The organism is Bradyrhizobium sp. SZCCHNRI2009 (assembly GCF_032485115.1).
Taxonomy (GTDB): Bacteria; Pseudomonadota; Alphaproteobacteria; order Rhizobiales; family Xanthobacteraceae; genus Bradyrhizobium.
The window spans coordinates 1,461,156-1,487,223 of sequence record NZ_JAUEUH010000001.1 but is presented as its reverse complement, the minus strand read 5'-3'; the positions used below and the strand labels follow the sequence as shown (position 1 = coordinate 1,487,223).

The window sequence follows — 26,068 nt, the reverse complement described above, 5'->3', positions numbered from 1 at the left end:
CAGGACGCGACGGCATCCCGCGCCATTGGAGGCCACCGATGATCCGCCGGCGGGTGGTGATCGGGCTCGGCCTTGGAACCCTGCTCGCGATCGGCGCCGCGTCGACGGGACTGGACATCAAGGCGCGCAACGATACCGCCCTGGTCGAGCACACGATGGAGGTGCTGGAGAAATCCTCCGAGCTCCGCGCCCTGCTGCGACAGTCAGAAGCCGCCTCGCGCGGCTTCGCATTGTCCGGAGCCGACCGGTTCATCGCAGAGTTTCAGGCGACGAGTGGACTTATTCCTGCGGCCTGGGCGGACCTGCGAGAGCTCGTCCGGGACAATTCCTCGCAGAGCGAGCGGCTGCGATCGATTTATGGCATCGTGCAGCGGCGCATTCAGCTTGCCGGCGAGCTGGTCCGTCGCCACGCGGCGAACGATCGCGACGGCCCGGAGGCGCTGGCGGCGAGCGCGGCCGGTCCGGCGGCGATGACGACGATCAACCAGGCGCTCGACGCCTTTACCGATGAGGAGCGCCGGCTGCTGGCGGACCGCGCCACGATCTCGCGACGAACCGGATCCTGGCTACTGGCGATCGACCTCGCCGGCGTCGGCCTGCTGCTCCTGATGTCGGCCTATCTCGTCCGGCGCGCTCATCTTTCCGACCGGGCGCTGCGCTCGTCCCTCACCCGGTCACGGGAGACCGCGACCTCGCTGGAAGCCCAGGCCGTGCAGCAGCGCAGCGATCTCGCCGCCGCCTATGACGAGCTGCGCCGCTTCTCCGCCATTCTCACGAACACCTTCAACAGCATGGCCGAGGGCGTCCTCGTCGTCGATCCCGAAGGCACGATCATGCTGTCGAACCAGGCGATGGGACGTTTCCTGGGAACGAATGTGGGCAAGACCTTCGCCGAGATGCAGGCTGCCAACCAGTTCTACGAGAGCGACGCCGTCACCCGCATCGTCGACGAGGAGCTCCCGATCGCGCGCGCCTTGTGCGGGCTGTCGTTCGACCGCCGCGAGGTCGTGGTCAAGCCGACCGACGGCCGGCCGCAGTTTCGCCTGATGGTCAGCGGGCGGCCGCTGCGCAATTCCGCAGGCGCGATCAGTGGCGCCGCGCTGGTGTATCACGACGTCACCGACGTGCACGAGACCGAGCGCCTACTGCAGCAGGCGCAGAAGCTCGATGCCATCGGCAAGCTCACCGGCGGCGTCGCGCACGACTTCAACAACATGCTGACGATCATCACCGGGTCGATCGAGGTCCTGATCGACGCGGTGCAGGACCGGCCGGCGGCGGCCGAGTTCGCAGCCCTGATCGGCAGGGCCACCGATCGCTGCACCGAGCTGATCCGGCATCTGCTCGCCTTCGCCCGCAAGCAGCCGCTGCGTCCGCGCGACATCGACGTCAACGCCACGGTGGAGGACATCGCCAAGCTGCTGCGGCCGACCCTCGGCGAGCAGGTCGAGATCAGGACCGTTCTCGCCGACGAGGATCTCATCGCCCATGTCGATTCCGCGCAGCTCGCGAACGCGCTGGTCAACATGGCGATCAACGCGCGCGATGCGATGCCCGATGGCGGCAGGCTGCTGCTGGAGACGGCGAAGACCACGCTCGACGCGGCCCATGCAGCGGCCAATCCCGGCATCGTGCCCGGTTCCTACGTCATGGTCGCGGTCAGCGACACCGGCAGCGGCATGCCGCTGGAGGTGAAGGACCGCGCCTTCGAGCCGTTCTTCACCACCAAGGATGCCGGCAAGGGCTCCGGCCTCGGCCTCAGCATGGTCTATGGCTTCGTCAGGCAGTCCGGCGGCCACGTCAAGCTTCAGAGCGAGCAGAACCGCGGCACGACGATCCGGCTCTATCTGCCGGCGGCGCAGGCGACGCAGCAGATCGAGACGGAGCACGAGCAGGCGCTGCCGCATGGCCGCGAGACGATCCTGGTGGTCGAGGACGATCCGCTGGTGCGCGACTTCGTGCTCGCCCAGTTGCAGGGCCTCGGCTACACCACCCTCGTCGCCTCGCAGGCCTCGGAGGCGCTGGCGATCGCCGCGCGGAACCAGCCCTTCGACCTGCTGTTCACCGACGTCATCATGCCCGGCGGCATCAGCGGCCGGCAGCTCGCCGAAACCATCATGACCACGCGCCCCGCGCTCCCAGTGCTCTACACCTCCGGCTATACCGGCGATGAGATGGTCGAGAATCGGCAGCTCGTGCCGGACGCGCTGCTGCTGACCAAGCCGTATCGCCGCGCCGAGCTCGCGCAGATGGTGCGGCGGGCGCTGGACGGCAAGCCGGCGGCCGGCTGGCGTTAGCCGCGGGTCGCCATCGCCACCGCGGCCAGCGTGAAGGCCAGCGCGGCCACCTGCCCTGCCCCGAGCGGCTCGCGCAGCGCGATCGCGGAGGCCAGGACGCCGATCACCGGCACCGCCATGGTGCCGATCGCCGCCACCGAGGCCGGCAGCCGCGACAGCGCCGCGAACCAGGCGACATAGGCGACGCAGAACTGGATCACGGTGGAATAGAACATCAGCGCCCAGTCGAGCTGATCCAGCTTCGTCCAGTCGGAATGCTCGACCGCGAAGCCCACGAGCACGATCGGCACGCAGCCGATGCCGATCTGCCAGGCCGCCGCCGACAGCGGCGGCAGCCTGATCGGGAGCTTCTTGGCCATGACCGTGCCGAGCGCGAAGCCGAACGCGCCGCCGAGCACCATCAGGATGCCCGGCAGCTTGTCGCGGCTGGCGGTGAGCCCGTTGCTGCCCATGATCGAAGCCAGCCCCGCGAACGCCAGCACCAGCGCGAGCACGCGCAACAGCGTCGGCCGCTCGCCGAGGATCGGCCAGGCCAAGAGCGAGGCCCACACCGGCATGGTGTAGGCGATCAGTGCCGCCTCGCTCGCCGGCAGCCACAGCAGCGCCAGCCCCATCAGCACCATCCAGGCGGTGACGTTGAGCATCCCGGCCAGGACCAGCCGCGGCCAGACCTCCCGCGGTACGGCGAGGCTCTGGCTGCGGATGAAGGCCAGCAGCGCCAACAGCAGCGCCCCCACCACCCCGGTGGTGCCGCGCAGAGTGAGCGGCGGCAGCACGCCAACCAGATGCTTTGTGACCGGCCAGTTGAAGCCCCAGCCGAGCGAGGTGATGGCGAGGAACATCAGCCCGGCGGGCGTGATCCGCCCGCTGGCCACTGGCTTGTCTGTCATGGAATCACCGGCGCCGTCCGTGGGAGGATGAGCTTGCCGGCGTTTTCCCGGCCACACCAGGGATTGTGGGGCATGCCTGCCCCGCGAACGCTCCGTAGGCGCCCGTGAGTCCCGCCGATGCAAGCGAAACACGTCATTCGCACGCGAATAAATCTGCCCCTGTGAACAGCGGGACGAAGCCCTGTGGACAGCCTGCGGCACAAATTTTTTCGGTTTCGAATCCGCGAGGACTCGCCGATAGTTACGGCCATCACGATACCGGCACGCGCCCTGGTTATCCCGTACTTTCCCCCATATTTAGTGTTTGGTTTAGGAACCCGTACTAGTCCTTGACGGGTGGAGCGGAGTCGTCCTAGCTTCCGGCCCGGTTCGGCGCACAGTCATGTTTCGGGTCTGGCCGGCCGCTTCCCTCGAGAGGGTTCGAAGACGACCACGCCGCCGTCGCCACGGCAGCGGGCGTGGGTCGCCGTCTGCCCTGTGGACCATCGCTGCGCCGACGCGTCCCGGCGGGGAACCCACTAGATGTGGGGCCTCCCCTGCAGGGACGACGGAGCAGAACGGCGGGAGTGACGCGTTGAGAACGGACGGTGCGGGCAGCGGACGGGCTGCACGCCCCGCGCAGGAAGACGGGGCGAGACGCCGGACAACGGCGCAAGGCCTTCGCCTTCGAGGCTGAACAGATGCGGACCGGGCAACCGGTTGAACTGCGGCGGCAGACGAATTTTCCGGCAGCGTCCGGGGACTTCCAGCCGTCGCCCTTGGATGCAATGATCCCGGCCGCCAAGCGCGGTCCGGCAAGAACTATTGGGGCTCGCGATGCGGATTGAACGGCGCAACACCACCGAAGGACAGTCGCCCTATGCAGGGATCGACTTCCGCCTGACCACGTCCGAGATCAAGAATCCGGATGGCTCCGTGGTGTTCCGGCTCGAGAATGTCGAGGTCCCCGAGTTCTGGTCGCAGGTCGCCTCCGACGTGCTGGCGCAGAAGTATTTCCGGAAAGCCGGCGTCGCCGCGCGCCTGAAGAAGGTCGAGGAAGAGAGCGTGCCGTCGTGGCTGTGGCGCTCGGTGCCGGACACCGAGGCGCTGGCCGCTCTCCCTGAGAACGAGCGCTACGGCAGCGAGCGCTCGGCCAAGCAGGTGTTCGACCGTCTCGCCGGCTGCTGGACCTATTGGGGCTGGAAGGGCAACTACTTCTCCTCGGAAGCGGACGCGCAGGCGTTCTATGACGAGCTCCGCGTCATGCTCGCCAAGCAGATGGTCGCGCCGAACTCGCCGCAATGGTTCAACACCGGCCTGCACTGGGCCTACGGCATCGACGGCCCCGGCCAGGGCCACTATTACGTCGACTACAAGACCGGCAAGCTGACCAAGTCGAAGTCGTCCTACGAGCATCCGCAGCCGCACGCCTGCTTCATCCAGGGCGTCGAGGACGACCTCGTCAATGACGGCGGCATCATGGATCTGTGGGTGCGCGAGGCGCGCCTGTTCAAATACGGCTCCGGCACCGGCTCCAACTTCTCGCGGCTGCGCGGCGAAGGCGAGCGGCTGTCGGGCGGCGGCCGCTCGTCCGGCCTGATGAGCTTCCTCAAGATCGGCGACCGCGCCGCCGGCGCGATCAAGTCGGGCGGCACGACGCGCCGCGCCGCCAAGATGGTGGTGGTCGACGCCGACCATCCGGACATCGAGGCCTATATCGACTGGAAGGTGAAGGAGGAGCAGAAGGTCGCGGCGCTGGTCACCGGCTCCAAGATCAACCAGAAGCACCTGAAGGCCGTGATGAAGGCCTGCGTCAATTGCGAGGGCTCCGGCGACGACTGCTTCGATCCCGAGAAGAACCCGGCGCTGCGCCGCGAGATCAAGCTCGCGCGCCGCGCGCTGGTGCCCGACAACTACATCAAGCGGGTGATCCAGTTCGCCAAGCAGGGCTACAAGGACATCGACTTCCCGATCTACGACACGGACTGGGATTCGGAAGCCTATCTCACGGTGTCCGGCCAGAACTCCAACAACTCGGTGTCGCTGAAGGACGATTTCCTGCGCGCGGTTGAAACGGATGGCGACTGGAGCCTGATCGGCCGCACCAACAAGAAGGTCGTCAAGACGCTGAAGGCCAGGGACCTCTGGGAGAAGATCGGCCACGCCGCCTGGGCCTCGGCCGATCCCGGCCTGCACTTCAACACCACGATGAACGACTGGCACACCTGCAAGGCGTCCGGCGACATCCGCGCGTCCAATCCGTGCTCGGAATACATGTTCCTGGACGACACCGCGTGCAACCTGGCCTCGGCCAATCTGCTGACGTTCTACAACACCGAAACGAAGCACTTCGACGTCGGCGCCTACGAGCATCTCTGCCGGCTCTGGACGGTCGTGCTCGAGATCTCCGTGCTGATGGCGCAGTTCCCGTCGAAGGCGATCGCCGAGCTGTCCTACGAGTTCCGCACGCTCGGCCTCGGCTATGCCAATATCGGCGGCCTGTTGATGACCATGGGCCTGTCCTACGACTCCAAGGAAGGCCGCGCGCTGTGCGGCGCGCTCTCGGCGATCATGACCGGCATCGCCTACAAGACCTCCGCCGAGATGGCCGGCGAGCTCGGATCCTTCCCCGGCTACAAGAAGAACGCCGCGCACATGCTGCGCGTCATCCGCAACCATCGCCGCGCCGCGCGCGGCGAGGCGACCGGCTATGAGGCGCTCTCCGTCGCCCCGGTGCCGCTCGACCACGCCCACTGCCCGCAGGTCTCGCTGGTCAGCCACGCCATCCAGGCCTGGGACGACGCGCTCGCGCTCGGCGAGACCAACGGCTACCGCAACGCTCAGGTCACCGTGGTCGCCCCCACCGGCACCATCGGCCTGGTGATGGATTGCGACACCACCGGCATCGAGCCTGATTTCGCGCTGGTGAAGTTCAAGAAGCTGGCCGGCGGCGGCTACTTCAAGATCATCAACCGCGCCGTGCCCGCGGCCCTGCGCGTGCTCGGCTATCGCGAGAGCGAGATCGCCGAGATCGAGGCCTATGCGGTCGGCCACGGCTCGCTGTCGAACGCCCCCGGCGTCAACGCCACCACCCTGAAGGCCAAGGGCTTCACCGACGAGGCCATCGCCAAGGTCGAGAAGGCGCTGCCGACCGCGTTCGACATCAAGTTCGTGTTCAACAAGTGGACGCTCGGCGAGGACTTCATCGTCAAGCAGCTCGGCGTCACCGCTGAGGCGATCGCCGCCCCCACCTTCGACCTGCTCACCGCGATCGGCTTCACCAAGCGCGAGATCGAGGCCGCCAACGTGCACATCTGCGGCGCGATGACGGTCGAGGGCGCGCCGCATCTGAAGGCGGAGCACTATTCGGTGTTCGACTGCGCCAATCCCTGCGGCAAGATCGGCAAGCGCTATCTCTCGGTCGAGAGCCACATCCGCATGATGGCAGCGGCGCAGCCGTTCATCTCGGGCGCGATCTCCAAGACCATCAACATGCCGAACGACGCCACGGTCGAGGACTGCAAGGCGGCGTATCTGCTGTCGTGGAAGCTCGCGCTGAAGGCCAACGCGCTCTACCGCGACGGCTCGAAGCTGTCGCAGCCGCTCAACTCGCAGCTCATCGCCGACGATGAGGACGAGGACGATGCGGTCGAGTCCTTCTACGACAAGCCGATGGCGGCGCGCGCCACGCAGGTCTCGGAGAAGATCGTCGAGAAGCTGGTCGAGCGCATCGTGGTGATGCGCGAGCGCGAGAAGATGCCGGATCGCCGCAAGGGCTACACCCAGAAGGCGGTCGTCGGCGGCCACAAGGTGTACTTGCGCACCGGCGAGTATGATGACGGCCGCCTCGGCGAGATCTTCATCGACATGCACAAGGAGGGCGCGGCGCTGCGCTCCTTCATCAACAACTTCGCCATCGCGGTGTCGCTGGGTCTCCAGTACGGCGTGCCGCTGGAGGAGTATGTCGACGCCTTCACCTTCACCCGCTTCGAGCCGGCCGGCCCGGTGCAGGGCAACGACTCGATCAAATATGCGACGTCGATCCTCGACTACGTGTTCCGCGAGCTCGCCGTCAGCTACATGTCGCGCTTCGACCTCGCCCATGTCGACCCGTCCGAAAGCAATTTCGACGCGCTCGGCCGCGGTGTCGACGAAGGCAAGCCGTCGGAGGACGGCCCGAGCCAGCAGGCCGCGAAATACGTCTCGCGCGGCCTGACCCGCTCGCGCACCGACAACCTCGTCGTGATGCGCGGCGGCTCCTCGTCACCCTCCCCTGCAGGGGGAGGGTCGATCGGAAGCTCCGCTTCCGATCGGGGTGGGGTGAATCTCACCGCCCTCTCCCATGCCCGCACCGGCGACGCCCTCGACGGCGCCGTCGCCCTGAAGCAGGAGCCGCAGCACGACCTCTCGCCCACCGAGAAGCTCGAGGCCCTGCAATGGAGCAAGGCCGGCACGGCGAACACGCAAATCGCCTCCAAGGCCGAACGCCGCGCCGAAGCCAAGGCCAAGGGCTACGAAGGCGAGATGTGCTCGGAGTGCGGGAATTTCACGCTGGTGCGGAATGGGACGTGCATGAAGTGCGATACGTGCGGAAGTACGACGGGGTGTTCTTGATCGACTAGACCGCGTCTTTTCCGCTGCTGCATTCGCAGCTAGCTCAACGACAATACCTTCGGCGAGCTGTGCTTCGCCGAAGGCTACTAAATCGAACAAAAAGTGAATCAATTGAGAGGCCTCACGTTTATCTGCAGTCCTGCGCTGAAAGCCAGTTCCGTCAACGAACGGCGGACATCTCAACGAACAGAGCTCCGAGCCACAGATGAATTGCCCCCATTGTACTGTGACGATTCATGAATACTGGTCATCAAATATAGTCAGACTAGAGGGCCAGCATACTAATTGGCGAACATCCGTTATGGTTTGTCCGTCGTGCTCCAAATTGATTGTCCGCACAGGAGAAGGCTTTTGGAGTGCATCAGATTTTATCGAACCATTGGATTGGGTGTTGGTATTCCCCCAGGGATCGAGCCGAGGTCCCGTTCCGCCGGATGTGCCAGCAGACATTGCGGCGGACTACAATGAAGCAGCGCTCGTGCTACATCAGAGCGCGAAGGCTTCTGCCGCTCTGTCACGCCGATGCCTTCAAACTATACTTCGAGAAGCCGGCTACCCGCATTATAACTTATCAGAACAAATTGAAGCGGTTCTCACTGAAACAGACACCCGTAAAGCGCTGCCTACAGCAGTTCACACGATTCTTGACGCCATACGTCACTTCGGTAATTTCGCCGCACACAAGATCACAGACAAAACAACACTCCAAGTTATTGACGTGGAGCCTCATGAAGCGGAGTATTGCCTTGATATTCTCGATGCCTTGTTTGACCACTACTACACCAGACCAGCCACTGCACTTCGTCAACGACAGCTACTCGATCTCAAGCTCGCGGCTGCAAGGAAGCCTCCCGCAAAATAGCTGATCACTTCAATCAGAAGCGCACGATAAAATGGTGATTAGCAAACGTAGGGCAGATCAGCGGAGCGGAATCTACCGCATTGACGGGGACGGCACTTTTCGCGCCCCTACGCTGCGACGTCAGCCAATGCATGAGTACATCATCATCCAATCTATCTTTGCTTGAACGCCCGAAGCGCTTTCACGATATCGCTGCATAGGTAGAAAATGGTATGTTCCCGGCTATATTCTTGGACCTCTAAATGCCCCTTCTTGTTCTTGAGCCCAATTGATACCTGGGCATCGGCACGTCCTTCGTTCGTAATTGCAAAACGCGTTGATGGCGCCAGTCCCGCCTCATGGTAGTAGATTATATCTGCACCTTGAGATCGGAGCTTATTTGACAGAAAGTTTGGCGATTCCATAAACAAAGTAAGATTTCGATTTTGAGCTAACTCAGTAAGCAACTGCTCCATCTCCGGATCAACCCAGCTCATATCTCTTGCAAGTATGGACGTACGACCTCCTGAGTGGCCGTGTGTATGGGTAAATCGCTCCATATAGTTTTTTATATCCAGATCACTTCGGAGTGTTTGCGGCATAGAATTCCGCATGGCCATGATCTCAAAGAACAGATGAATACCGGCAAGCGATACGGAAAACAGGAGAAGGACTTGCTCCAAAAGCGTGAAGCTTCCGGATGGACGCACCGTATAGTACAGACCAACTAAAGACGCATACGACCCTACAGCTGACAATAGGTTGCGCACATCCTCCCCCCCCCAGCCACGGCCCGTGCACAGCTTAAAGCAGATGGGGTGATCGACGCAACCTTTGGCTTGTTGGTAGCAAGTACAGCGCGAGTTGGCGCAGCGCAATCCGCCGATTGACCTGATCGGCGCGTGCGCGCCCCACGCTGCAATCCCCTGGCCCACGCCCTCCCCCATGCACCTCCACATCTTCTCCGATCTCCACGCCGACATGGCCGAGATCAAGCCGATCGAGGCCCTGCCCGGGATCGATGTCGCAGTCGTCGCCGGCGATGTTGGCGAGGGGGCGGTGAACGGGTTTGCGCGGCTGCGCGAGATCGTCGCCGACGACGTGCCGATCGTCATGGTGATGGGCAACCATGAATATTATCACCGCACCTATCCGGAGGAGCTGAAGCTGGCGCGGGCCGAGGCAGCGCGGTTCGGGGTGCATCTCCTGGAGAGCGAGGCGGTCGTGCTCGCGGGCGTACGCTTTGCGGGCGCCACGCTGTGGACCGACTATGCGATCTTCGGCCCCGGCAGCGAGGCGGAGGCCATGGCCGCCTGCGGGGACACGATGCACGACCACCGCTGCATCATCTGGCAGGACGAGCCGTGGCTGCGGTTCACGCCGCGGGAGGCGCTCGGCCTGCACCTGACATCGCGCACCTGGCTCACGGGCCTCTTGGAGACGCCGTTCGACGGCCCGACCGTCGTCGTCACCCACCACGGCCCCGGCTGGGGCTCGGTCGCCGAGCGCTATCACAACGACCTGACCACCGCCGCCTTCGCCTCCGATCTCTCCGCGCTGATCCTCGCCACCCAGCCGGCACTGTGGATCCACGGCCACATCCACACGCCCTCGGACTATCGCGTCGGCACCACCCGCGTGATCTGCAACCCGCACGGCTATGGCCGCGAGAACCCGGATTTCGATCCGGAGCTGGTGGTCGAGGTGTAGTCGCCTGCTCGGCGTGGCTGGGCAGGCTCTCTCCTCCGTCATTCCGGGGCGCGCGAAGGCGCGAGCCCGGAATCCATAAGCACGAGCGGCTATGAGTTGCGAGATGCAGGCCGCGGCGATGTGTGCCCAGCCCCGCGGCCTGTGAGTATGGATTCCGGGCTCGCGCTTCGCGCGCCCCGGAATGACGTGGGGAGAGAACACGCACCCTTCTGCCGGCTCGGCCTCCGGCGCTACTTGAAGCACACCGCCTTGTCGCCCGCCGCGAACGAATTCCCCGGCATCGGCCGCAGCGGGAGTTACAGTGACGCTGCACTTTACTCGATCTGTTTGCGCTCGAACGTCCTCACCCACTCCCGCTGATCTTCCGTATCCGGCACGCGCACGCCGCGTGCGGCGGCGATCCGATCGAAGGCCTCAGCTCCATCAATGCCCAGCCGAATCATCACGCAGGCCGCGATGACGGCGGAGCGGCCGATGCCGGCGCGGCAATGGATCAGGACCGTCTGGCCGTCCGTCAGCCGCGCGGCGAGGTCGTGCGCGAGCCGCAACGCTACGCTGCGGCTCTCAGGAAGACCGCGGTCGGGGATCGGAAATGACACGAAGGCCATGCCGTGTGACTGGCACAGCGCGGCCTCGCGCTGAAGGCCGAGGTCATGAACCTCAGCCGGCTCCAGCAGGCTGACGACGACGGCAATGCCCTCGCCCACCCAGGCCGCGATGTCGTCTGCCAGCCAGTCTTCCGCCCGCGGCCGCGCCGCGATGGCGAGGCGGCCGGCGATGGGCAGGTCGATCCAGTGCAGGCGGGGCATGGTGATGGTCCTGTCATGAATGAGCGTTCGTAACCCGGATGAGCGAGAGCGACATCCGGGATCGCGGCTGCCGAGACGGATGCACTCTCAGGCCGCCCGAACATCATACCGCGTCCGCTACACGATCCCCAGGATTTCCCGGTGCAGCGGAACGATCGCCGACACGCCGCAGTTTACTACGAACCCAACAACGAAGGAGGTTCGTTCATGAAGATGGCAATCGTCTTGACGGCGGCTCTGTTCGCCGCTTCGCCGGTGTTCGCCGCAGAGACCGGCGCAAGTTCGCACGGCGCGTCGAAGAAGGCGCCCGGCCAGCAGATGCAGCGTAGCAAGACGTCGACGGCGCCCGGCGCTTCGGAGTACGCGCCCGGTCATCAGAGCAACACCGCCGCCGGCCCGGGGCATTCCGAGAGCGCTCCCGGCCAGCGCATGACGACCACCGGCTCCAGCACGCATAGGAAGTAGTGGGCGCGCGAACGGGATTCGATCCCGCTTCTCGGCCCCCCCTTTCGCTTGAAGACACAGAAAAGCCGGAAGCCTCTCAGTTCATCTTCCAGACATCCGAGGGAGTCACATGCGCAAAGCGATCTTCATCCTTGCAACATCGATTTCAACCGCGCTGATCGTGCCCGCCAGCGCGTTGCCTCGCGCTCCCCTTCAGGTCGATCGCGGCGCATCTGATCTCATCGAGGTGAGAGGCGGTCATGGCCATGGTCATGGTCATGGCTGGGGCCGCGGCGGCGGTCACCGGGCCTTCGGCTGGAGTCGCGGCCGAAAGGTGGGTTGGCGCGGTCATCACTGTCCGCCGGGCCACTGGAAGAAGGGATGGTGCTGATCAGCCGGACCAGGAGCGTTAGCAAGCGTAGGGCGGATGAGCGGAGCGTAATCCGCCGCTCGACCAGATCGGCGCGTTACGCTTCGCTAACGCGCCCTACGCGGCGAGCCCTGGGCTCCACCTCCCTGCCCGCCATGAACCTCCACATCATGGCGTGCCGATCGTCATGGTGATGGGCAACCATGAATTTGATCACCGCACCCTTCCCGAAGAGCTGAAGCTGGCGCGCGCCGAGGCGGCGCGGTTCGGCGTGCATCTGCCGGAGAACGAGGCGGTCGTGCTGGCGGGCGTGCGCTTTGCGGGCGCCACGCTGTGGACACAGCCACGCGCTTCCCGCGCGCTTTGGTTGACCTGCATCAACAGCGTCGAAGTGAATCCGCATCAAGCTGTCATCGTCAGAGAAGCGGAGGCAGTATCATGGCCGACTCGCAAGCATCTCTCGTCCCATCCCACGACGCGCCCGATCCGCACCGTCAAATCGATTCAGCCGCTTGGGCCGTCTTCTTCATCTGGCTCGGCGTGGTCATGCTCGCAGGGCTTCCCTGGGGCTGGTTCCTGGTGGGCGTCGGCATCCTCATCCTGGGCGCACAGATGGTGCGGACGCAACGGAGCCTAAAGGTCGACAGGTTTGGCGTGGTCATCGGGGTCATCATTCTTGCGGCCGGCCTGTGGGATCTTCTTGCCTTGCCGTTGCCGCTCATGCCGATGATCCTGATCGTGCTGGGCGGATATCTGCTCTGGAAGACGCTCTCGACGACGGAATCCCCCTAAAAGCGGCGCACGAAACATCAGGAGGCTCGGACGAGCGGGACAGCCCGTAGGGTGCGGGCGGTTCGCAATGGTGGGCACGCGCCGCCTTGCGGCGGCGCTTTGCCCGCCCTGCGGCGCTACTTGAAACACACCGACTTGTCGTTCGGGTCGAACGAATTGCCCGGCATCGGCCGCAGCGGGGTCAGCTTGGGGTTGGCGGCCAGCAGCCGCTTCGCATAGGCGCCCAGCGCAGCGTTCATCGTGTTCAGGCGGTCCTGGGCGTCGGTGCGCTGCAGCGGCAGGGTGACCACGCCAGAGTTGTAGACCTCCGCACGCGACCATTGCTGGCCCTGCACGATGCGGCCGACGAGGCGCGACTTCAGGTCGGCGGCGCTGTCGCCGGCGGCACTCTTGGCCCCGACGACATCAGGCGGCAGCAGGCTGGGGTTGACGATCCAGCCGCGCGGCTTGGCGACGGTGTTGCCGAACAGGATCAGCTCGTCGACGGTGTTGTTCAGCGCCACGTAGTCGCGCAGCGGCAGGCTGGTGTCGCCGGTGCCGGTCTCCTGGACGTGGCTCGCCAGATGCGGCCCCGTCGCGCAATAGGTGCCGAAGCTGAGTTTGATGCTGCCGGAGCTCATGGCCATGTAGCTGCCGACATCCGAGCCGCCCGGCGGCGACGGCGCGTCGTCGCCGCAGAAGGTGCCGTGCGACGAGGCATCCTGCAGGGAGTGCAGATAGAGCCCGATCCGGGCGATCTGCACCGGCACCGGCGGCTTCCTGGGGTCGTCGAACAGCACGCCGGTCGTCTTGCTCTTGTCGTCCAGCCAGGATTTGAGCTGGGTGTAGTCGACGACGCCGTTGCTGTTGTCGAGCACCTTCGGTCCCGAGGTGATGTTGATGGCCGGCCCGATGGCGTAGTTCTCCAGCAGCGGCACGTTGCCGCTGATCGGCACGTTCGCCAGGCATTGCGGGCCGCTGAAGTTCGAGGAGCCGTTCGGCACCGTGTATCCGGCGGTGCACAGCAGGCCCGGGCCGTCGTCGGGCTTCATCGCCCATTGCCGGAGATCGTACAGCGTGCCCTGATAGACGCTGTCGATGGTCACGGGATAGCCGGGGGGCGGATAGTGGAACGGATACACCGCCTGCACGCCGCTGGCGCCGTGCACGTCGGTGCCCTGCCCGTTCGGCGAGAAGTTCAGCAGGTAATGATACAGCGGCCCGTCGGTGGTGTTGTTGGTGCGCTGGAAGCCGTTGAACTTGGCGGTGATGTAGCTGGCGCCGGAATTGGTCGATGTCGCCTGCCCGCCGCACTGGTCGATCGGCGCATATTGTGCGTAGTCGGAATTCTCGTTGTAGGCGGCGATCCAATAGGCCACGTCGGCGCGATAGCCGAGCGCCTGGGCGATGAAATAGGTCGAGTCGGCGTGGATCATGCTGCGGCCGGGCGGAATGACGGCGAACTGCACCGCCTCGAGCAGGCAGCCCCGGTTGAGCGCTTCCGCCGGATTACGGCACGCGCTGGCCGGCGCGAGACAATTCCTCAAGCCGTCCTTCACGCGCGGGATACAGATGTCCTCCAGGAACGCCTGCGCGGGGTGCGGCGCGGTCAGGCCCCAGCCGAGAACGGACGATCCCACGACGACGGAGAGGGTCGACAATGCAAAGCCAATGCGCATGAAAAACTCCTTGGTGATTGAAATCCAGCCGGTCGGGAGCTGAACCATGGCCAAACGCCACGTCTCTCAAGCCACGCGAAACGCTGCGTGAGGCTTGCCTCGCGGATTCGGCGAGGATGATTTGTCCCCATCTCGATCAAAATATCAACCTATAGTTGTTATGACAAATGCATCGCCTTCGCAAAGATGCGCGCTGCTTGGCCCGCCGACGGCTCGCCGTTGACGCAGGTCTTTCAGACTCGCATCATCACGCCCTGATGTATCGCGATGTCACCGAGCCGCCGTCGGAGGTGCGCTATCGCTGCCCGTGCTGCCGCTTCCTCACCCTTGGGTGAGCGCGGCGGGTTCGAGATCTGCCCGGTCTGCTATTGGGAGGACGACGGCCAGGACGACCACGATGCCGACCTCGTCCGTGGTGGTCCCAATGGAGCGCTGTCGCTGACCGAGGCACGCGCCAATTTCAAGACCCTCGGCGCCTCGGAGGCGGCGCATCGTGCGTGCGTCCGTCTCCCCCGGCGGACGGCGGACGGCGAACGCTAGCTCGTCGAACGATGCGGGACCGTCTTCGGCCCGACGGGAGACGCCGGATGTTGTCATCGCTGGATGCCACCACGCCAGCATAGCGATCGCAGGCGAGCACCAAGCGCCAGCGTCATGTCGCAGGGAACGAGCCGTTCAGCTCGCTCCGTCTCGTTTGCCATGAGCGTCGTTCTTCTCGCGCTGAGGAGAGATCTTCCAGTCGCGACCTGCCTTACGGTGGTCCCAATCGATGCCGGGTCCCATCCGATGCAGCGTGTGCTGCTTCTGACGTTCGCTGGTCGACTGCCCCTTCTCTCTTGCCGGCACGCCTGAACTCGCTTTGGTCTCCGCGGGATTGGGGGAAGGTTTTCCTTGCCCCTGAGCGAACAAGGGATTGAGGCTGACTGACGCCAGCAAGACGATCATGAAGGCAAAAGTACGCATGGAACAGCTCTCCCTTTGCATGTCACATCGACCATCCGGCCACGACCTCGACAGGAGCACTCTGAAGGTCGCGGACGGCTGCGGATTGATCTGGATCAGATATCCCGCGGGACCAGGCAATCGCGGCTCGCCGGAGCGGATCGACCAGCGATGGATGGAACATGCCTTTGCCTGAGCCGTTCCTGGGTGAAGTGCGGATCGCGGCTGTTTACAGAGCAGACAGATGACCAAGTTTGCGAAGGGCGACCACGTCTCCTGGAACTCGGAGGCCGGCCGCGTGACCGGACGCATCGTCGCGGTGCATGTGCGCGACTTCGACTACAAGGGCTATCGTCACCGCGCCAGCAAGGACTCTCCGCAATACGAGATCAAGAGCGACAAGAGCGACCACATCGCCGCTCACAAGGAGAGCGCCTTGACCAGGGTGAGCAGCGATGAGGCTCGCGGTTCGCAGGGATGACCGAGCACTCCCCCGCCGAGACCGCAATGACACGGGCGCGCGACGCGCTTCCCGTCTTCACCATCGGGCACTCCACGCGGACGATCGCCGAGTTCGTCACGCTGTTGCGGGCCGGCGAGGTTCAGCTCGTCGTCGATATCAGGCGCATCCCGCGCTCGCGGACCAACCCGCAGTACAATTCGGAGGTGCTGCCGGCCGAGCTCGCGCGCCATCAGATCGGCCATCTGCGCATTGCCGAGCTCGGCGGCCTGCGCAAGACGAGCGGCATTTCACCGGACACGAACGGCTTCTGGACCAACAAGAGCTTCCATCATTACGCTGACTACGCCCTGTCCGATGACTTCCGGCGCGGCTTCGATCGCCTGCTGACCGTGTCGGCCGCGCAACGCACGGCCATCATGTGCGCGGAGGCGGTGTGGTGGCGCTGTCATCGTCGCATCGTCACCGACTACCTGATCGATGCCGGCCGCGCCGTGTATCATCTCATGGGCCACGACGAGGTTCGTGCGGCGACGTTATCTGAGGGTGCGGTGCGAGCCGGCGACAGATTGACCTATCCCGGCTCGAACAACGAATGACACGCAACTCGCGGCGCAGCCGACGCGCTCCGCATCGCGACCAGGCTAGGTCTCCTCCTCCATCGTCACCGCGACGGCGCCGATGGCCGACAGCCGCACCTTGTCGCCTTCGACGTCGGCGACGAGACCCTTGTCGATGAAGTGATGATGCCCCTTTTGGCTGCCCTCGCCGCTGTCCTTCCTGGTCAGCTTGATGCGGTTGCCGTCGACGCGGTCGACGGTGCCGACATGCACGCCGTCGGCGCCGATGACTTCCATGTGTTCCCTGATGTCCTGCATGACGCGTCTCCTTCGTGGCTGATGATGGGTCTGAAACGGCCTCAACCGGCGGGGTGCCCGAACTGTTCCGTCCGCGTACCTAGCCGTCGGGCGGATCAGCGCAGCGTGATCCGCCCTTCCTCCGCAGGCAGCGGTTACGGCTGCGCCAAACCCCGCCCTACGGACTCTCGTCATTGCGAGGAGCCGAAGGCGACGAAGCAATCCAGGGCGGCACGAGAATGAAGCAATCCAGGGCGGCACGAGAATTCTGGAGTGCCGCGGATCCTGCCACGGGCTGCGCCTCGGCGCGGACCCGTCGGCTGGCAATGACGCGAAAATCCGCCTGCGCCGACAGGCCATTTTCATCAGCGGCCTCAAGCTGATCTGGCCTGTCCAGTCCTTCGGTGAAAAATAAATCACTTTCGCTTTTTCAAAAATAATGATTGTCTACGCCCATCCCGGCCCGCCGAGAGGGGCGTATCGCGATCGTCACGAGACGTGGGCCGGAGATGCGGTGGCTGTGAGTGTGCCGCAGCGGGCTTGAGGCCCGCCGACGAACGGCACGCTTGCGGACGTGAAGACGCGTGGTCCTGGCGCCCCGAAGCTGGCGCCAAGTGCGGTGGTGATGATGATCGCGCCGCGCGACGGTGGCTAACAAGCCGGACACCGGGGAGATCGCGACATAAGCGTGAAAACCATCGCGCGGGGAATGCCGGGATGCCTCGGCTGAACCTGTGGTGACTGCCGCCTGCTTATCTTCTGCAGGCGGGCCATGGGTGCGGCCAGCGCCCGGCATTCCCCGCGCCCTCTCCCTTCGGAGGGCCGACGACCGGCAAGGCTCGGGCGCCGTCTGCGTCGCGGGATCGCGCCCGCTTGGCGATGCTACGCCTTGCGCACGGTGCCGAGGAAGCCCTCCACCGCCACGCGGAAACGATCGGCATCGGTGGACATGCGGCGGACGGAGTCGACCATCGCCGCGCCGGCATTGCCGGTCTGGCGGTTGAGCGCTGCGACCGAGCCGATCGTGTCGGTCACGGCGCGGGTGCCCTGGGCGGCATGCTGGAAGTTGCGCGAGATCTCGGTGGTGGCGGCGCGCTGCTCTTCGACCGCCGCGGCGATCGCCGTCATCTTCTCGTCGATGCTGGAGATGTTGTGGCTGATGGCGCGGATCGCCTCGACCGACTCGCCGGTGGCGGCCTGGATCTCGGCGATCTGGCGGGTGATGTCGTCGGTGGCGGTCGCCGTCTGCGCCGCGAGGTTCTTGACCTCGCCGGCGACCACGGCGAAGCCGCGGCCGGCTTCGCCGGCGCGCGCCGCCTCGATGGTCGCGTTGAGCGCCAGCAGGTTGGTCTGCGCGGCGATCGCGGTGATCATCTTGACCACCTCGCCGATGCGGTTGGCGGCGCGGTCGAGCATCTCGACGGTGGCGTTGGTCTGCGCCGCCTTCTCCACCGCCTGGCGCGCATCGGCCGCCGAGGCCTGCACCTGGGCCGCGATCTCGGAGACCGACGCGGTCAGCTCCTCGGTGGCGGCGGCGATGGTCTCGAGATTGGTGGTCGCGGTCTCCGCGGCGCTGGCGACCGCGGCCGTCTGCTCGGTGGACTCATCGACCAGCTTGCGGACCTCGCCGGCGCTGGAATCGAGCTGGCCGGTCGAGTTGCCCATGCTGACGATGACCGCCTGCACGGTGTCGTCGAAGCTCTTGCAGGCGCTGTCGATCGCCTGCGAGCGCTCCAGCCGGCGGCCCTGGTCGAGCTCGCGCTCGCGCGACAGCTGCTCGGCGGTGGCGGCGCTCTCGCGCAGGCCCTCGAGGGCGGCAGCCATGGCGCCGAACTCGTCGGCATGAGCGAACTGCGGCACCGGCGTCTGGTAGTCGCGCTGGCCGATGCGCTGGATCGCCTGCATCAGGACGCCGACCGGGCGCATCAGGCGGACGCGCACCGCGCGCAGCGCCAGGCCGGCCACCACGAGCGCGGTGATGAAGGCGAGCGACTGGACGATCAGGCTGCTCAGCGCCGCGGTCTTGATCTCCTCGGCGCGCGCGATCGAGCCGTCGAGCGCGGTCATGCCGATGGCGATGATGCCGGCGAACGGGCCCTGGCAGAATGCGTTCCATTCCGGCGCCGGCATCGCCGGCTTGCCGCTGCCGTCAAACCCCTTGGCGAGCTGGTCCATGCGCTGATGCGCGGCCTCGACCTCGGCGCGCGAGGTCTTCACGGCCCCGGCGAGCCCGGTGCTGCGGCCCCCCGCCAGGAGGTCGTCGAGCCCGGACCAGCCGGCCGCGACGGTGCCGCGCCATTGCGCGATCGCGCCCTTCTGGGCGTCGTCGAGCGGCTTGGAGGCGTTGATGTTGGGACGCAGCGCCGAGCATTGCAGGCCGTAGCGGTCGCGGACCTGCCAGGCCAGCCGCCGCGCCTGCACCATCTTGGCGATCGCCGGATCGGTCATCCAGGCGCGGTTCGAGACGGCGAGCGAGGCGGCGTTGGCGACGTCCAGCGTCTTGGTCATTGCCTGGTACCAGGCCTGCGTACGCGCCAGCACGCGTTCGGAGCGCGGCTTCGCGGCTTCATCGAACAGCAGCTTGAACTGCGGAACCGTGGCGTCCCAGCTCGATTTCAACCCGGCCATGAGGTCGTCGCGCTCGGGCATGTCGACGCCGGCGAGCGCGGCGACGATGCCGTCATAGCCCTTGGCCTCGATGCCCTGATATTCGGTGAGCTTGGCGCGCGGATCGTCCTCGCTCAGCAGCACGCTCTGGATGTCGCCGCGGTGGGCGCGCATGACCAGGACGTTCTGGAAGATCGCCTTGTCGGCCGCGGTCAATTGCTCGGTCGCGACGCTCTCGCGATAGCGGCCCGCGGCGCCGCTCATCAGGATCGCCGTGGACACCAGGATGCCCGCCGCCAGCACCGACAACAGCACCATCAGCAGAGTACTGACCGATTTCTTCATCACGCCCCGCCCCACACCAGAAAGTGGCAGGATGACGCGATTGCACAAATTCTTCCTTAACCATGGACCGGCACACCGGCGGCCGAGGTAATCAGTTGCCGAAATCCCCTGCCCCACGCCAACAAAAAATGCGCAAGCCGCAACGCGGCAGCCGCTGGCGCGCGCTGCGGCGCGATGCGAAGCGAATCGCGGGGCGCGGTGCGCAGTGGCTGGGCCGGACGGCCGGCGCGGCGCCGCGGTGGATCAAGATCGCCTGCGGCGCCTTGGTGCTGCTCGTGACCTTCGCGCTGGTCAATCTGGCCTATCACGTGCTGCGCAAGCCGACCGAGCTGTTCGTGGTGACGGGTCATTCGCTCGACAAGGAGCCGGAGGAGACTTGGCGCCAATATGGCGCGCTGTTCCGTGAGAGCTCGACACGATCGATCACGCCGGAGCTGCTCGCCGCACTGGCGCAGACCGAGAGCTCGGGCAATCCGGTGGCGCGCACCTATTGGCGCTGGCGCTTCGCGTGGAATCCGTTCGCGCTGTATCAGCCGGCGTCCAGCGCCGTCGGCTTGTTCCAGATGACCGACGGCGCCTTTGCCGACGCCGCACGGTTCTGCATCCGGGATCACGAGGTGGTCAGCGACGGCTGTGGGTCGCCGAGCCTGTACGTCCGCGCATGGCCGGCGCATGCGGTGGCGCTCACGGTGATCTCGCTCGACCGCCAGGTCGCTGCCGTGCTCGCGCGGCAGCCTGGCGCCAAGCCGAGCGCGCAGCAGCGGCAGGATCTCGCGGCCGTCATTCATCTGTGCGGCGCCGGGCCGGCGGCCGGGTTCGCGCGCCGTGGCTTCAAGCCGGCGGATGGCGAGCGCTGCGGCGACCATTCGGTCGCCGGTTATCTCAGCCGCGTCAATGCGATGAAGAAGCAGTTTCAGAAGCTCTCGACGGCGGAGCAGAGCTAGCGCATGGCGCCCGCTCGGCAACATCGCAGCCCGCCCGGTTCCGCGTTAAGCACGTCGGATTCACCGATGTGGGCAAAGCGCGCCCGTTAAGACATTGGCAACGAACTGCCGCGCATTTTCTCCGTCCCATTAGTACAGGAGTCACCATGTCAGAGATCGGCATTCCCGGCGCGCGCATCCGGTCCTTCATCGAGCGGATCGAGCACCTCGATGGCGAATTGGCGGAGCTGAACGAGCAGAAGAAGGAAGTGTTCGCCGAGGCCAAGGGCGAAGGCTTCGACGTCAAGATCCTGAAGGAGATCATCAAGCTCAGGAAGCAGGACCAGGACGAGCGCGACGAGCACGAGACGCTGCTCGACACCTATCTCCGGGCGATGGAAGCGGCCGAGACCGGGCCGGCCAGCAAAACCCCCGAGCGCAAGGCGGCGTGACGCTGCCGACCGACGATGGCGGCGCGCAGCCCATCTGCGCCGCGCGCTGCCCTCCCCCGGGATTTTCCTTGCCCGGTTCCATCCGAGCCTCTAACGCTGCGCTACGCTTCTGCCCGCGCCCGAGGATGAGATGACCGACGCAATGACCTGCCCGCAATGCCGCTCCGAGCACGCCTATCAGGACGGCGCGCTATGGGTCTGTCCCGAATGCGGCCATGAATGGAGCGGCGACGCCGCCGTTGCGGCATCGGCCGGCGACGACGCCAGCATCCGCGACGCCAACGGCAACGTTCTGGCCGACGGTGACAGCGTCATCGTCATCAAGGACCTGAAAGTGAAGGGATCGTCGTCGGTGGTGAAGGGCGGCACCAAGGTGCGCAACATCCGCCTGCAGGAGGCGAGCGACGGCCACAACATCGCCTGCAAGATCGACGGCATCGGCCAGATGAACCTGAAGTCGGAGTTCGTGCGCAAGGCGTAGAGCCTAGTGCTCCCGGAACATTCGCGACGCCATGGCGTTCGGATCAACAACGGGAGGATGGCCATGCTGACGGACGACCAGATCGCGACGCTTTCGGATATCGGCCAGGCGATCGCCTTCTCGCCCGACCGGCAGGACGAACTCGATGGACTGATCCGCGAAGGTTATGTCGCCAAGGACGGCGACATCTACGAGCTGACGGCGAAGGGGCAGAAGATCCTGACCGATCGAGGTGCCGGATTGAACGAGGCCTGACGGACCGGAGGCTCGCAGCACCGGGCATCGGGGCGTCGGTATCAGCGCCACCGGAAAGTCTGGCATCCGGCCAAATATCATGCGGGGAATCGGCGGTTCGTCTGCAGACACCCTTGCGAATCGAACTCTGATTCACCCAATGAACGGCGATATTCCGCCCGAAGACCGAAAACAATGTCCGCGGGCGCCGCAGGACTGCGCAGGCGCTGCCTGTTATTTGACGCAACAGGTCCGGCTCAGGCCCGGCACTCAGGCCGAACAGCACAACACGGGCAAATCGCCAATTGATCGAGCAGCAAACGCAGGCCGGTTGCCCAACGCTGCGTGATCCAAGCAGTGAATCCGTCACGCTTCTGTGGTCATGAAGTGACACCCGTAGCAATCCGTTCCGTCGCAGCACGGCGTGGATTCATAACTTGGCATGAACTCTGCTTTCCCGATCCTGACCGGGTCCCACTCTTTGGAGGCAGAATCAACGTGCTCGTCACTCTCGTCGCAATGCTATGCAACGGCCAGCTCTGCATGGAGAAGGTCGTCACCAACAGCGAGATGTCCGGCATCACGATGACATCCTGCGCCGTCAGCGCGCAGATCGGAATCGCAGACTGGATGTCCAAGGGTCCCTATCGCGAGTGGCATCTGCAGAGTTACAAGTGTGTCGCCGGCAAGTACGTGCCGAAGACCAACGCCTGATCCGCCTTGTCCGTCCGGCTGGCGCCCGGATATCCGGGGCCGGCCGGCCAGGCGGAAGAGCTCTGCACTGCTGTCGAATGTTCGACCCCAGTCGCGTCGCATTCGGGACATGCGCAGCAAAAAACGCTGCCGTCAGCGTGCAAACGCGCCCTGAATCGGCGAATTCGATGCGCAATGGCGCTGGCCCGCTTCGTGCAACGCCCCTCAGCGACAATGAGGGATGACGTCATGCCGTTCTACAGCTTCCATTGCGCAGCCTGCGCAGAGGATGTCGAGTTGCTGATCGGGATTTCTGAAAGGCCGGTCTGTCCGACCTGCGGCAGTCGCAAGCTGACCCGCCTGCCCTCGCTGCCGGCGCCGCCAGCGCGCAGCCCCGGCCTGATCAAGGCGGCGCGCAGCCAGGCAGCACGCGAGGGGCACCTCAGCAACTACAGCCGCGCCGAACGGAAGAAGCGCTGACCCGGCCGCGGCCGCCGGCCCTCGGCCTCAGTCCGACGTGATCTGCACCTCGGGCACGTCATCCTCGGGATCGTCGATGTCGAGGCCATCCTCCTCGTCCAGATCGATCCCGGAGAGGCAGATGTCACCGTCGTCGATCACGAGCTCGACCGGGGACAACGTCCGGCCCTGGCAGGGCCCGATGAAGCATTGTCCGGTATCGAGGTCGAACTGCGCACCATGCTCGCCACAAACGAGGAAATTCCCTTCCTCGTCCATGAACTCGCCCGGATGCTTGTCGAGGCGGGCGCCCTGATGCGGGCAGGCATTCTCGAAGCCATAGAAATTGTTGCCCTTGCGCGTGACCAGGATCGGCCAAGGCTTGGCGCTGCCGTCGGCCTCGCGGCGCTGGAGAACGAAGCCCCGCGCCGCGCCATCGTCCACCTCATAGGTCGCGCAGATCGCAAACAGCGTGCTCATCATCCGCCTCTTCTCGCCTCGCCCGGCGTTCTTGGCGCATCCGCGACATCACAGGCGCGCTGAAAAGGGTCGCAGCAAGCAGCATGCCAGCCAGTGCCTGACAGGCAGATCGCGGGCCTCAGGCCGCTGGCATGCCGAGGCGGCCGATCCCGGGAAATTTCAGCGCCGGCCGGCGCAGATCGACGCCGAGAACTCCCCCGAAGAAGTTCAGCTCGACGCCCTCGATCCACCCGACGGTGACACCGAGATAGCCGCCGAGCGATACGAACAGACCGGTCCCGGAGGCCGTGCGCCCCCACCAGCCGTCAAAGGGGAAGTCCTTGCCGATTGCAGTCGGCGGCAGCACGGCGTTCAGCTCAGGAACCGCGTTCAGCGCCGCCTGCACGAAGGTGTTCGAATTCGGCCCCGGCCAGGCGTTGTAGTCGCCATGGGCGCGGAAGCGGTAGTTCTCGATCACGCTGCGGATCCTCGGGATCACCCGCTCGGCTTCATCGCCGTCAACGGCCAGCACTGTCTCCGGCAATGCACCGAACCAGCGACCGTCGGGCGCGAAGCCATCGACCCGGATCGGCTCACCCCACGCGGTGTAGTCGTAGCGGGTGTAGCGCGGGCCGCCCTTCTCCTTCACGACGATCCAGGTGTGGACCGCGAAGATGCCGCGCCAACGCACCGTGCGCGCAGCGAATACGCGCACCATCGCGTCGGCATGCTGCGCCGGCGATGGCAGCAGGCCCGCGCTCGAACGGTCCGCAGTCTGCCAGCTGCCGCGACGATCGCCGCGCAGATAGTTCGCGGCCGACAGCGAGATGGGCACGAAGATGAGCAGGAGGAAAGCGAGCACGGGCTTTTTCACGATGGGCGAGAACAATGGAGGCACCGAGGAATGACAGCCATGTAGTCATCGCGCCCGCCCTCGCCAGCGCCGGCCGGCACGCCACCTTCACAATCCGGACACCAGGGCAGCGCTGATGACTCAGTGCCGACGGAAACCACCGTCCGGGCCGGAACGCCCGCCGCCGCCGCGAGGGCCGCTGACGCCGACACGCGCAGCGCCCATGGCGGGGCCGCCCCCGATATGCGCCAAGCCGATTTGCGGCGAAGTCCCGATCATGCGCATGCCGCCCATCTGCGCGCGGGCGCTCTGCGGCGCACCGCTGCTTCGGCTCATCAATGGCTGCACCATGGGTGGCGTTGCAGCTCGAGCGGGAGCACCAGCCACGACCGGAGGTGCGCCGGGGCCGGCGGCAGTCGCAGGCGGCACACGACCTTGCATGCCCGAAGGCGGTCCGGATCGTTGGCCCGTGCCGGCGACCGCGCCCGCTCCGGCGCCAGGCTGGATCATCCCGCCGGGACCACGACCCGGCATCCCCGGGGTCATGCCAGGCTGAGGCGGATTTTGCGCCATGACCGGCGGATGGCGATGCCAGTAGCGGTTCCAGAACGCGTGCCGATGATACCAAGGCCGTCCGAAATAGAAGCTGCTCCAATAGGTGGTCAGCGTGAAGCCGACAGTCGGCACGTACTCGACATATTCGGGCAGGTAGACGTACTGCTCACGATACAGATAGACGAGCGTCCGCGCCGCGACCCAGCCGCGTTCGCCTCCGAAGCTGACATCGCACCACGCGCCGCCTTGAATGCAGCCATGGATGGTGATCCTGGCGCCGACTGGAATGCGCTCGACGACGGGAAAACCGGGCCCGGGTCCTGCGCGCATGGTGGCCGCGGTGCGCACCAGGCCCGGCGCGGCCACCGCCAGCGAGGCGGGCGTGGCAATCAACAGCGCAGCAACAAGACACGGTCTGAGTTTCACCACGGGCGCCCTCCTGTCTGTTTGCCCGAGCGAGCTCGGGCGCGAGACTCTCGCGCCCCGCATGCGCGGCTCAGGCATCCGGTCCACGGGGATGGTTGCAGACTATCGCGGCAACCTCACGGCGCTCCGTTGTCGGAGAGGAGTTGCGCTGCTCCACCGAGAGCACGGCGAAATGCTTCGTCGAACGTCACGCCACGGAATTGCCACCGATCTTGCTTGCCAGCGCGATCGAGGCGCCATTGCGTGACCCAGCCCAGTTCGGCATCGTCCCAGGTGAGATCGCCAAAGAGCATGACATCAGCGCCGGGAAACCACGGCGCAACCGCCGCGGGCTGGACATCGTTCAACTTGGTCCGCTCAATGGCGGCCTTCGAGACCTCGGAGGCGCTTGGCAGAGCGATCTCGAGTCCACGCTTGACGGCGGCTGCGCGCAGCGCGTCGCGCTGCAGATCGGTCCTCCGGTCGTCGGATGCAACGAAGAAAGTACGACCGCCCGACGTCATCGCCACGATCACGGCAATCGACGGGCGCGGCGCCGGCCACGGCTTGATGTTCAAGCTCGCAAGCAACTGATCGATCCGCGCGCGATCGAATGACACAGTCAAGTCATATGGACGGTCGCGCGTGCCCTGCTCGTCGTGCTTCGGCTTGCCCGACATCTGATCGTGATAATCGAAGCCGATGACGAACTCCGCTGCCCGCGCCTCGAGTGGCGCGAGCCTTGCGTCGTTCCTGAGCTGAAATGCACCGGACACCTTGATCAGCACGTCTTCCAGACATGCTGCAAATGCCGCCCGGCGATTGTCCTCGCCCTGACCGGTCACGACCGTCTGCGCCTGGTACAGGTCGGTCGGGGCCGCATTCGCAATAGTGCAGGCCCCGACGACCATCATCGCCCAGAGCCCGAGACGCCATACG

27 protein-coding genes are annotated in these 26,068 nt (G+C 65.4%); 16 read left to right on the top strand and 11 right to left on the bottom strand.

Annotation, left to right across the window (positions count from 1 at the left end; genetic code table 11):
• Positions 1-38 precede the first annotated feature (38 nt).
• Positions 39-2,297, top strand: a complete 2,259-nt coding sequence (locus QX041_RS06790; protein WP_316164747.1) for a CHASE3 domain-containing protein — start codon at positions 39-41, stop codon at positions 2,295-2,297.
• Here the strand turns inward: QX041_RS06790 and QX041_RS06785 are convergent.
• On the bottom strand, positions 2,294-3,187 hold the full coding sequence (locus QX041_RS06785) for a DMT family transporter (RefSeq protein ID WP_316164746.1): 894 nt from the start codon (positions 3,185-3,187) through the stop codon (positions 2,294-2,296). The genes QX041_RS06790 and QX041_RS06785 overlap by 4 nt on opposite strands.
• Positions 3,188-4,003: 816 nt before the next feature.
• Here QX041_RS06785 and QX041_RS06780 point away from each other — a divergent pair.
• Complete coding sequence (locus tag QX041_RS06780) at positions 4,004-7,780, top strand: vitamin B12-dependent ribonucleotide reductase (RefSeq protein WP_316164745.1); 3,777 nt, start codon at positions 4,004-4,006, stop codon at positions 7,778-7,780.
• Between the two features lie 325 nt (positions 7,781-8,105).
• Complete coding sequence (locus QX041_RS06775; protein WP_316164744.1) at positions 8,106-8,642, top strand: DUF4145 domain-containing protein; 537 nt, start codon at positions 8,106-8,108, stop codon at positions 8,640-8,642.
• A gap of 152 nt (positions 8,643-8,794) precedes the next feature.
• Here QX041_RS06775 and QX041_RS06770 read toward each other — a convergent pair whose 3' ends face one another.
• Positions 8,795-9,568 carry a hypothetical protein gene (locus QX041_RS06770; RefSeq protein WP_316164743.1) on the bottom strand — a complete coding sequence of 258 codons (774 nt, stop codon included), beginning with the start codon at positions 9,566-9,568 and terminating at the stop codon, positions 8,795-8,797.
• Between QX041_RS06770 and QX041_RS06765 the strand changes: the two genes are divergently transcribed.
• Positions 9,567-10,331 carry a metallophosphoesterase gene (locus QX041_RS06765; protein WP_316164742.1) on the top strand — a complete coding sequence of 255 codons (765 nt, stop codon included), beginning with the start codon at positions 9,567-9,569 and terminating at the stop codon, positions 10,329-10,331. The two genes, QX041_RS06770 and QX041_RS06765, sit on opposite strands and share 2 nt — an antisense overlap.
• 314 nt (positions 10,332-10,645) lie before the next feature.
• Here QX041_RS06765 and QX041_RS06760 read toward each other — a convergent pair whose 3' ends face one another.
• The gene (locus QX041_RS06760; protein ID WP_316164741.1) at positions 10,646-11,140 is read right to left on the bottom strand and encodes a protein-tyrosine phosphatase family protein; all 495 of its coding nucleotides are present in this window, start codon (positions 11,138-11,140) and stop codon (positions 10,646-10,648) included.
• 207 nt (positions 11,141-11,347) lie between these two features.
• On the opposite strand from QX041_RS06760, the gene QX041_RS06755 reads away from it, so the two are divergent.
• From QX041_RS06755 to QX041_RS06745, 3 genes are all read left to right on the top strand, one after another.
• Entirely contained in the window at positions 11,348-11,605 is a 258-nt protein-coding gene (locus tag QX041_RS06755) for a hypothetical protein (protein WP_315751721.1), read from the top strand.
• Positions 11,606-11,714: 109 nt separating this feature from the next.
• On the top strand, positions 11,715-11,975 hold the full coding sequence (locus tag QX041_RS06750; protein WP_315712249.1) for a hypothetical protein: 261 nt from the start codon (positions 11,715-11,717) through the stop codon (positions 11,973-11,975).
• Positions 11,976-12,392: 417 nt separating this feature from the next.
• Entirely contained in the window at positions 12,393-12,746 is a 354-nt protein-coding gene (locus QX041_RS06745; protein WP_315826839.1) for a hypothetical protein, read from the top strand.
• Between the two features lie 116 nt (positions 12,747-12,862).
• Here the strand turns inward: QX041_RS06745 and QX041_RS06740 are convergent, their stop codons facing one another.
• Positions 12,863-14,404: a hypothetical protein gene (locus QX041_RS06740; RefSeq protein ID WP_316164740.1), complete on the bottom strand. Its 1,542-nt coding sequence runs from the start codon at positions 14,402-14,404 to the stop codon at positions 12,863-12,865.
• 327 nt (positions 14,405-14,731) lie between these two features.
• Between QX041_RS06740 and QX041_RS06735 the strand changes: the two genes are divergently transcribed.
• A complete protein-coding gene (locus tag QX041_RS06735; protein WP_315751723.1) occupies positions 14,732-14,944 on the top strand; it encodes a CPCC family cysteine-rich protein in 213 nt (70 codons plus the stop codon).
• 135 nt (positions 14,945-15,079) lie between these two features.
• Here QX041_RS06735 and QX041_RS06730 read toward each other — a convergent pair whose 3' ends face one another.
• A complete protein-coding gene (locus QX041_RS06730; protein ID WP_315826837.1) occupies positions 15,080-15,367 on the bottom strand; it encodes a hypothetical protein in 288 nt (95 codons plus the stop codon).
• A 223-nt stretch (positions 15,368-15,590) separates the two neighbouring features.
• Between QX041_RS06730 and QX041_RS06725 the strand changes: the two genes are divergently transcribed.
• Both QX041_RS06725 and QX041_RS06720 read left to right on the top strand, forming a co-directional pair.
• Positions 15,591-15,827, top strand: coding sequence for a DUF2945 domain-containing protein (locus QX041_RS06725; RefSeq protein WP_316164739.1), 237 nt, complete (start codon positions 15,591-15,593; stop codon positions 15,825-15,827).
• Positions 15,824-16,405: a DUF488 domain-containing protein gene (locus QX041_RS06720; RefSeq protein WP_316164738.1), complete on the top strand. Its 582-nt coding sequence runs from the start codon at positions 15,824-15,826 to the stop codon at positions 16,403-16,405. Before QX041_RS06725 ends, QX041_RS06720 begins: the two co-directional genes overlap by 4 nt.
• A 45-nt stretch (positions 16,406-16,450) precedes the next feature.
• On the opposite strand, the gene QX041_RS06715 is transcribed toward QX041_RS06720, so the two are convergent.
• Both QX041_RS06715 and QX041_RS06710 read right to left on the bottom strand, forming a co-directional pair.
• Complete coding sequence (locus QX041_RS06715; protein WP_316164737.1) at positions 16,451-16,684, bottom strand: DUF2171 domain-containing protein; 234 nt, start codon at positions 16,682-16,684, stop codon at positions 16,451-16,453.
• Between the two features lie 861 nt (positions 16,685-17,545).
• On the bottom strand, positions 17,546-19,615 hold the full coding sequence (locus QX041_RS06710) for a methyl-accepting chemotaxis protein (protein ID WP_316164736.1): 2,070 nt from the start codon (positions 19,613-19,615) through the stop codon (positions 17,546-17,548).
• Positions 19,616-19,743: 128 nt separating this feature from the next.
• Here QX041_RS06710 and QX041_RS06705 point away from each other — a divergent pair, with 128 nt between their 5' ends.
• The 6 genes from QX041_RS06705 to QX041_RS06680 all read left to right on the top strand — a co-directional run bounded on the left by QX041_RS06705 (position 19,744) and on the right by QX041_RS06680 (position 22,878).
• Positions 19,744-20,559: a transglycosylase SLT domain-containing protein gene (locus QX041_RS06705; protein ID WP_410051852.1), complete on the top strand. Its 816-nt coding sequence runs from the start codon at positions 19,744-19,746 to the stop codon at positions 20,557-20,559.
• A gap of 146 nt (positions 20,560-20,705) precedes the next feature.
• Positions 20,706-20,990: a DUF2312 domain-containing protein gene (locus QX041_RS06700; RefSeq protein ID WP_315712263.1), complete on the top strand. Its 285-nt coding sequence runs from the start codon at positions 20,706-20,708 to the stop codon at positions 20,988-20,990.
• A 130-nt stretch (positions 20,991-21,120) separates the two neighbouring features.
• Positions 21,121-21,471, top strand: a complete 351-nt coding sequence (locus QX041_RS06695; protein WP_315751729.1) for a zinc ribbon domain-containing protein YjdM — start codon at positions 21,121-21,123, stop codon at positions 21,469-21,471.
• 63 nt (positions 21,472-21,534) lie between these two features.
• Complete coding sequence (locus tag QX041_RS06690) at positions 21,535-21,726, top strand: hypothetical protein (RefSeq protein WP_315712266.1); 192 nt, start codon at positions 21,535-21,537, stop codon at positions 21,724-21,726.
• A 477-nt stretch (positions 21,727-22,203) separates the two neighbouring features.
• Entirely contained in the window at positions 22,204-22,419 is a 216-nt protein-coding gene (locus tag QX041_RS06685; RefSeq protein WP_316164735.1) for a hypothetical protein, read from the top strand.
• Between the two features lie 228 nt (positions 22,420-22,647).
• Complete coding sequence (locus QX041_RS06680) at positions 22,648-22,878, top strand: zinc ribbon domain-containing protein (protein WP_315712270.1); 231 nt, start codon at positions 22,648-22,650, stop codon at positions 22,876-22,878.
• A 27-nt stretch (positions 22,879-22,905) separates the two neighbouring features.
• On the opposite strand, the gene QX041_RS06675 is transcribed toward QX041_RS06680, so the two are convergent.
• The 4 genes from QX041_RS06675 to QX041_RS06660 all read right to left on the bottom strand — a co-directional run bounded on the left by QX041_RS06675 (position 22,906) and on the right by QX041_RS06660 (position 26,043).
• Positions 22,906-23,340, bottom strand: a complete 435-nt coding sequence (locus tag QX041_RS06675; RefSeq protein WP_316164734.1) for a Rieske (2Fe-2S) protein — start codon at positions 23,338-23,340, stop codon at positions 22,906-22,908.
• Positions 23,341-23,455: 115 nt separating this feature from the next.
• Positions 23,456-24,178, bottom strand: a complete 723-nt coding sequence (locus QX041_RS06670) for a DUF3750 domain-containing protein (protein WP_316164733.1) — start codon at positions 24,176-24,178, stop codon at positions 23,456-23,458.
• Between the two features lie 132 nt (positions 24,179-24,310).
• On the bottom strand, positions 24,311-25,153 hold the full coding sequence (locus QX041_RS06665) for an SH3 domain-containing protein (RefSeq protein ID WP_316164732.1): 843 nt from the start codon (positions 25,151-25,153) through the stop codon (positions 24,311-24,313).
• 113 nt (positions 25,154-25,266) lie between these two features.
• Complete coding sequence (locus QX041_RS06660; RefSeq protein WP_315751732.1) at positions 25,267-26,043, bottom strand: DUF2066 domain-containing protein; 777 nt, start codon at positions 26,041-26,043, stop codon at positions 25,267-25,269.
• Positions 26,044-26,068: the final 25 nt, after the last annotated feature.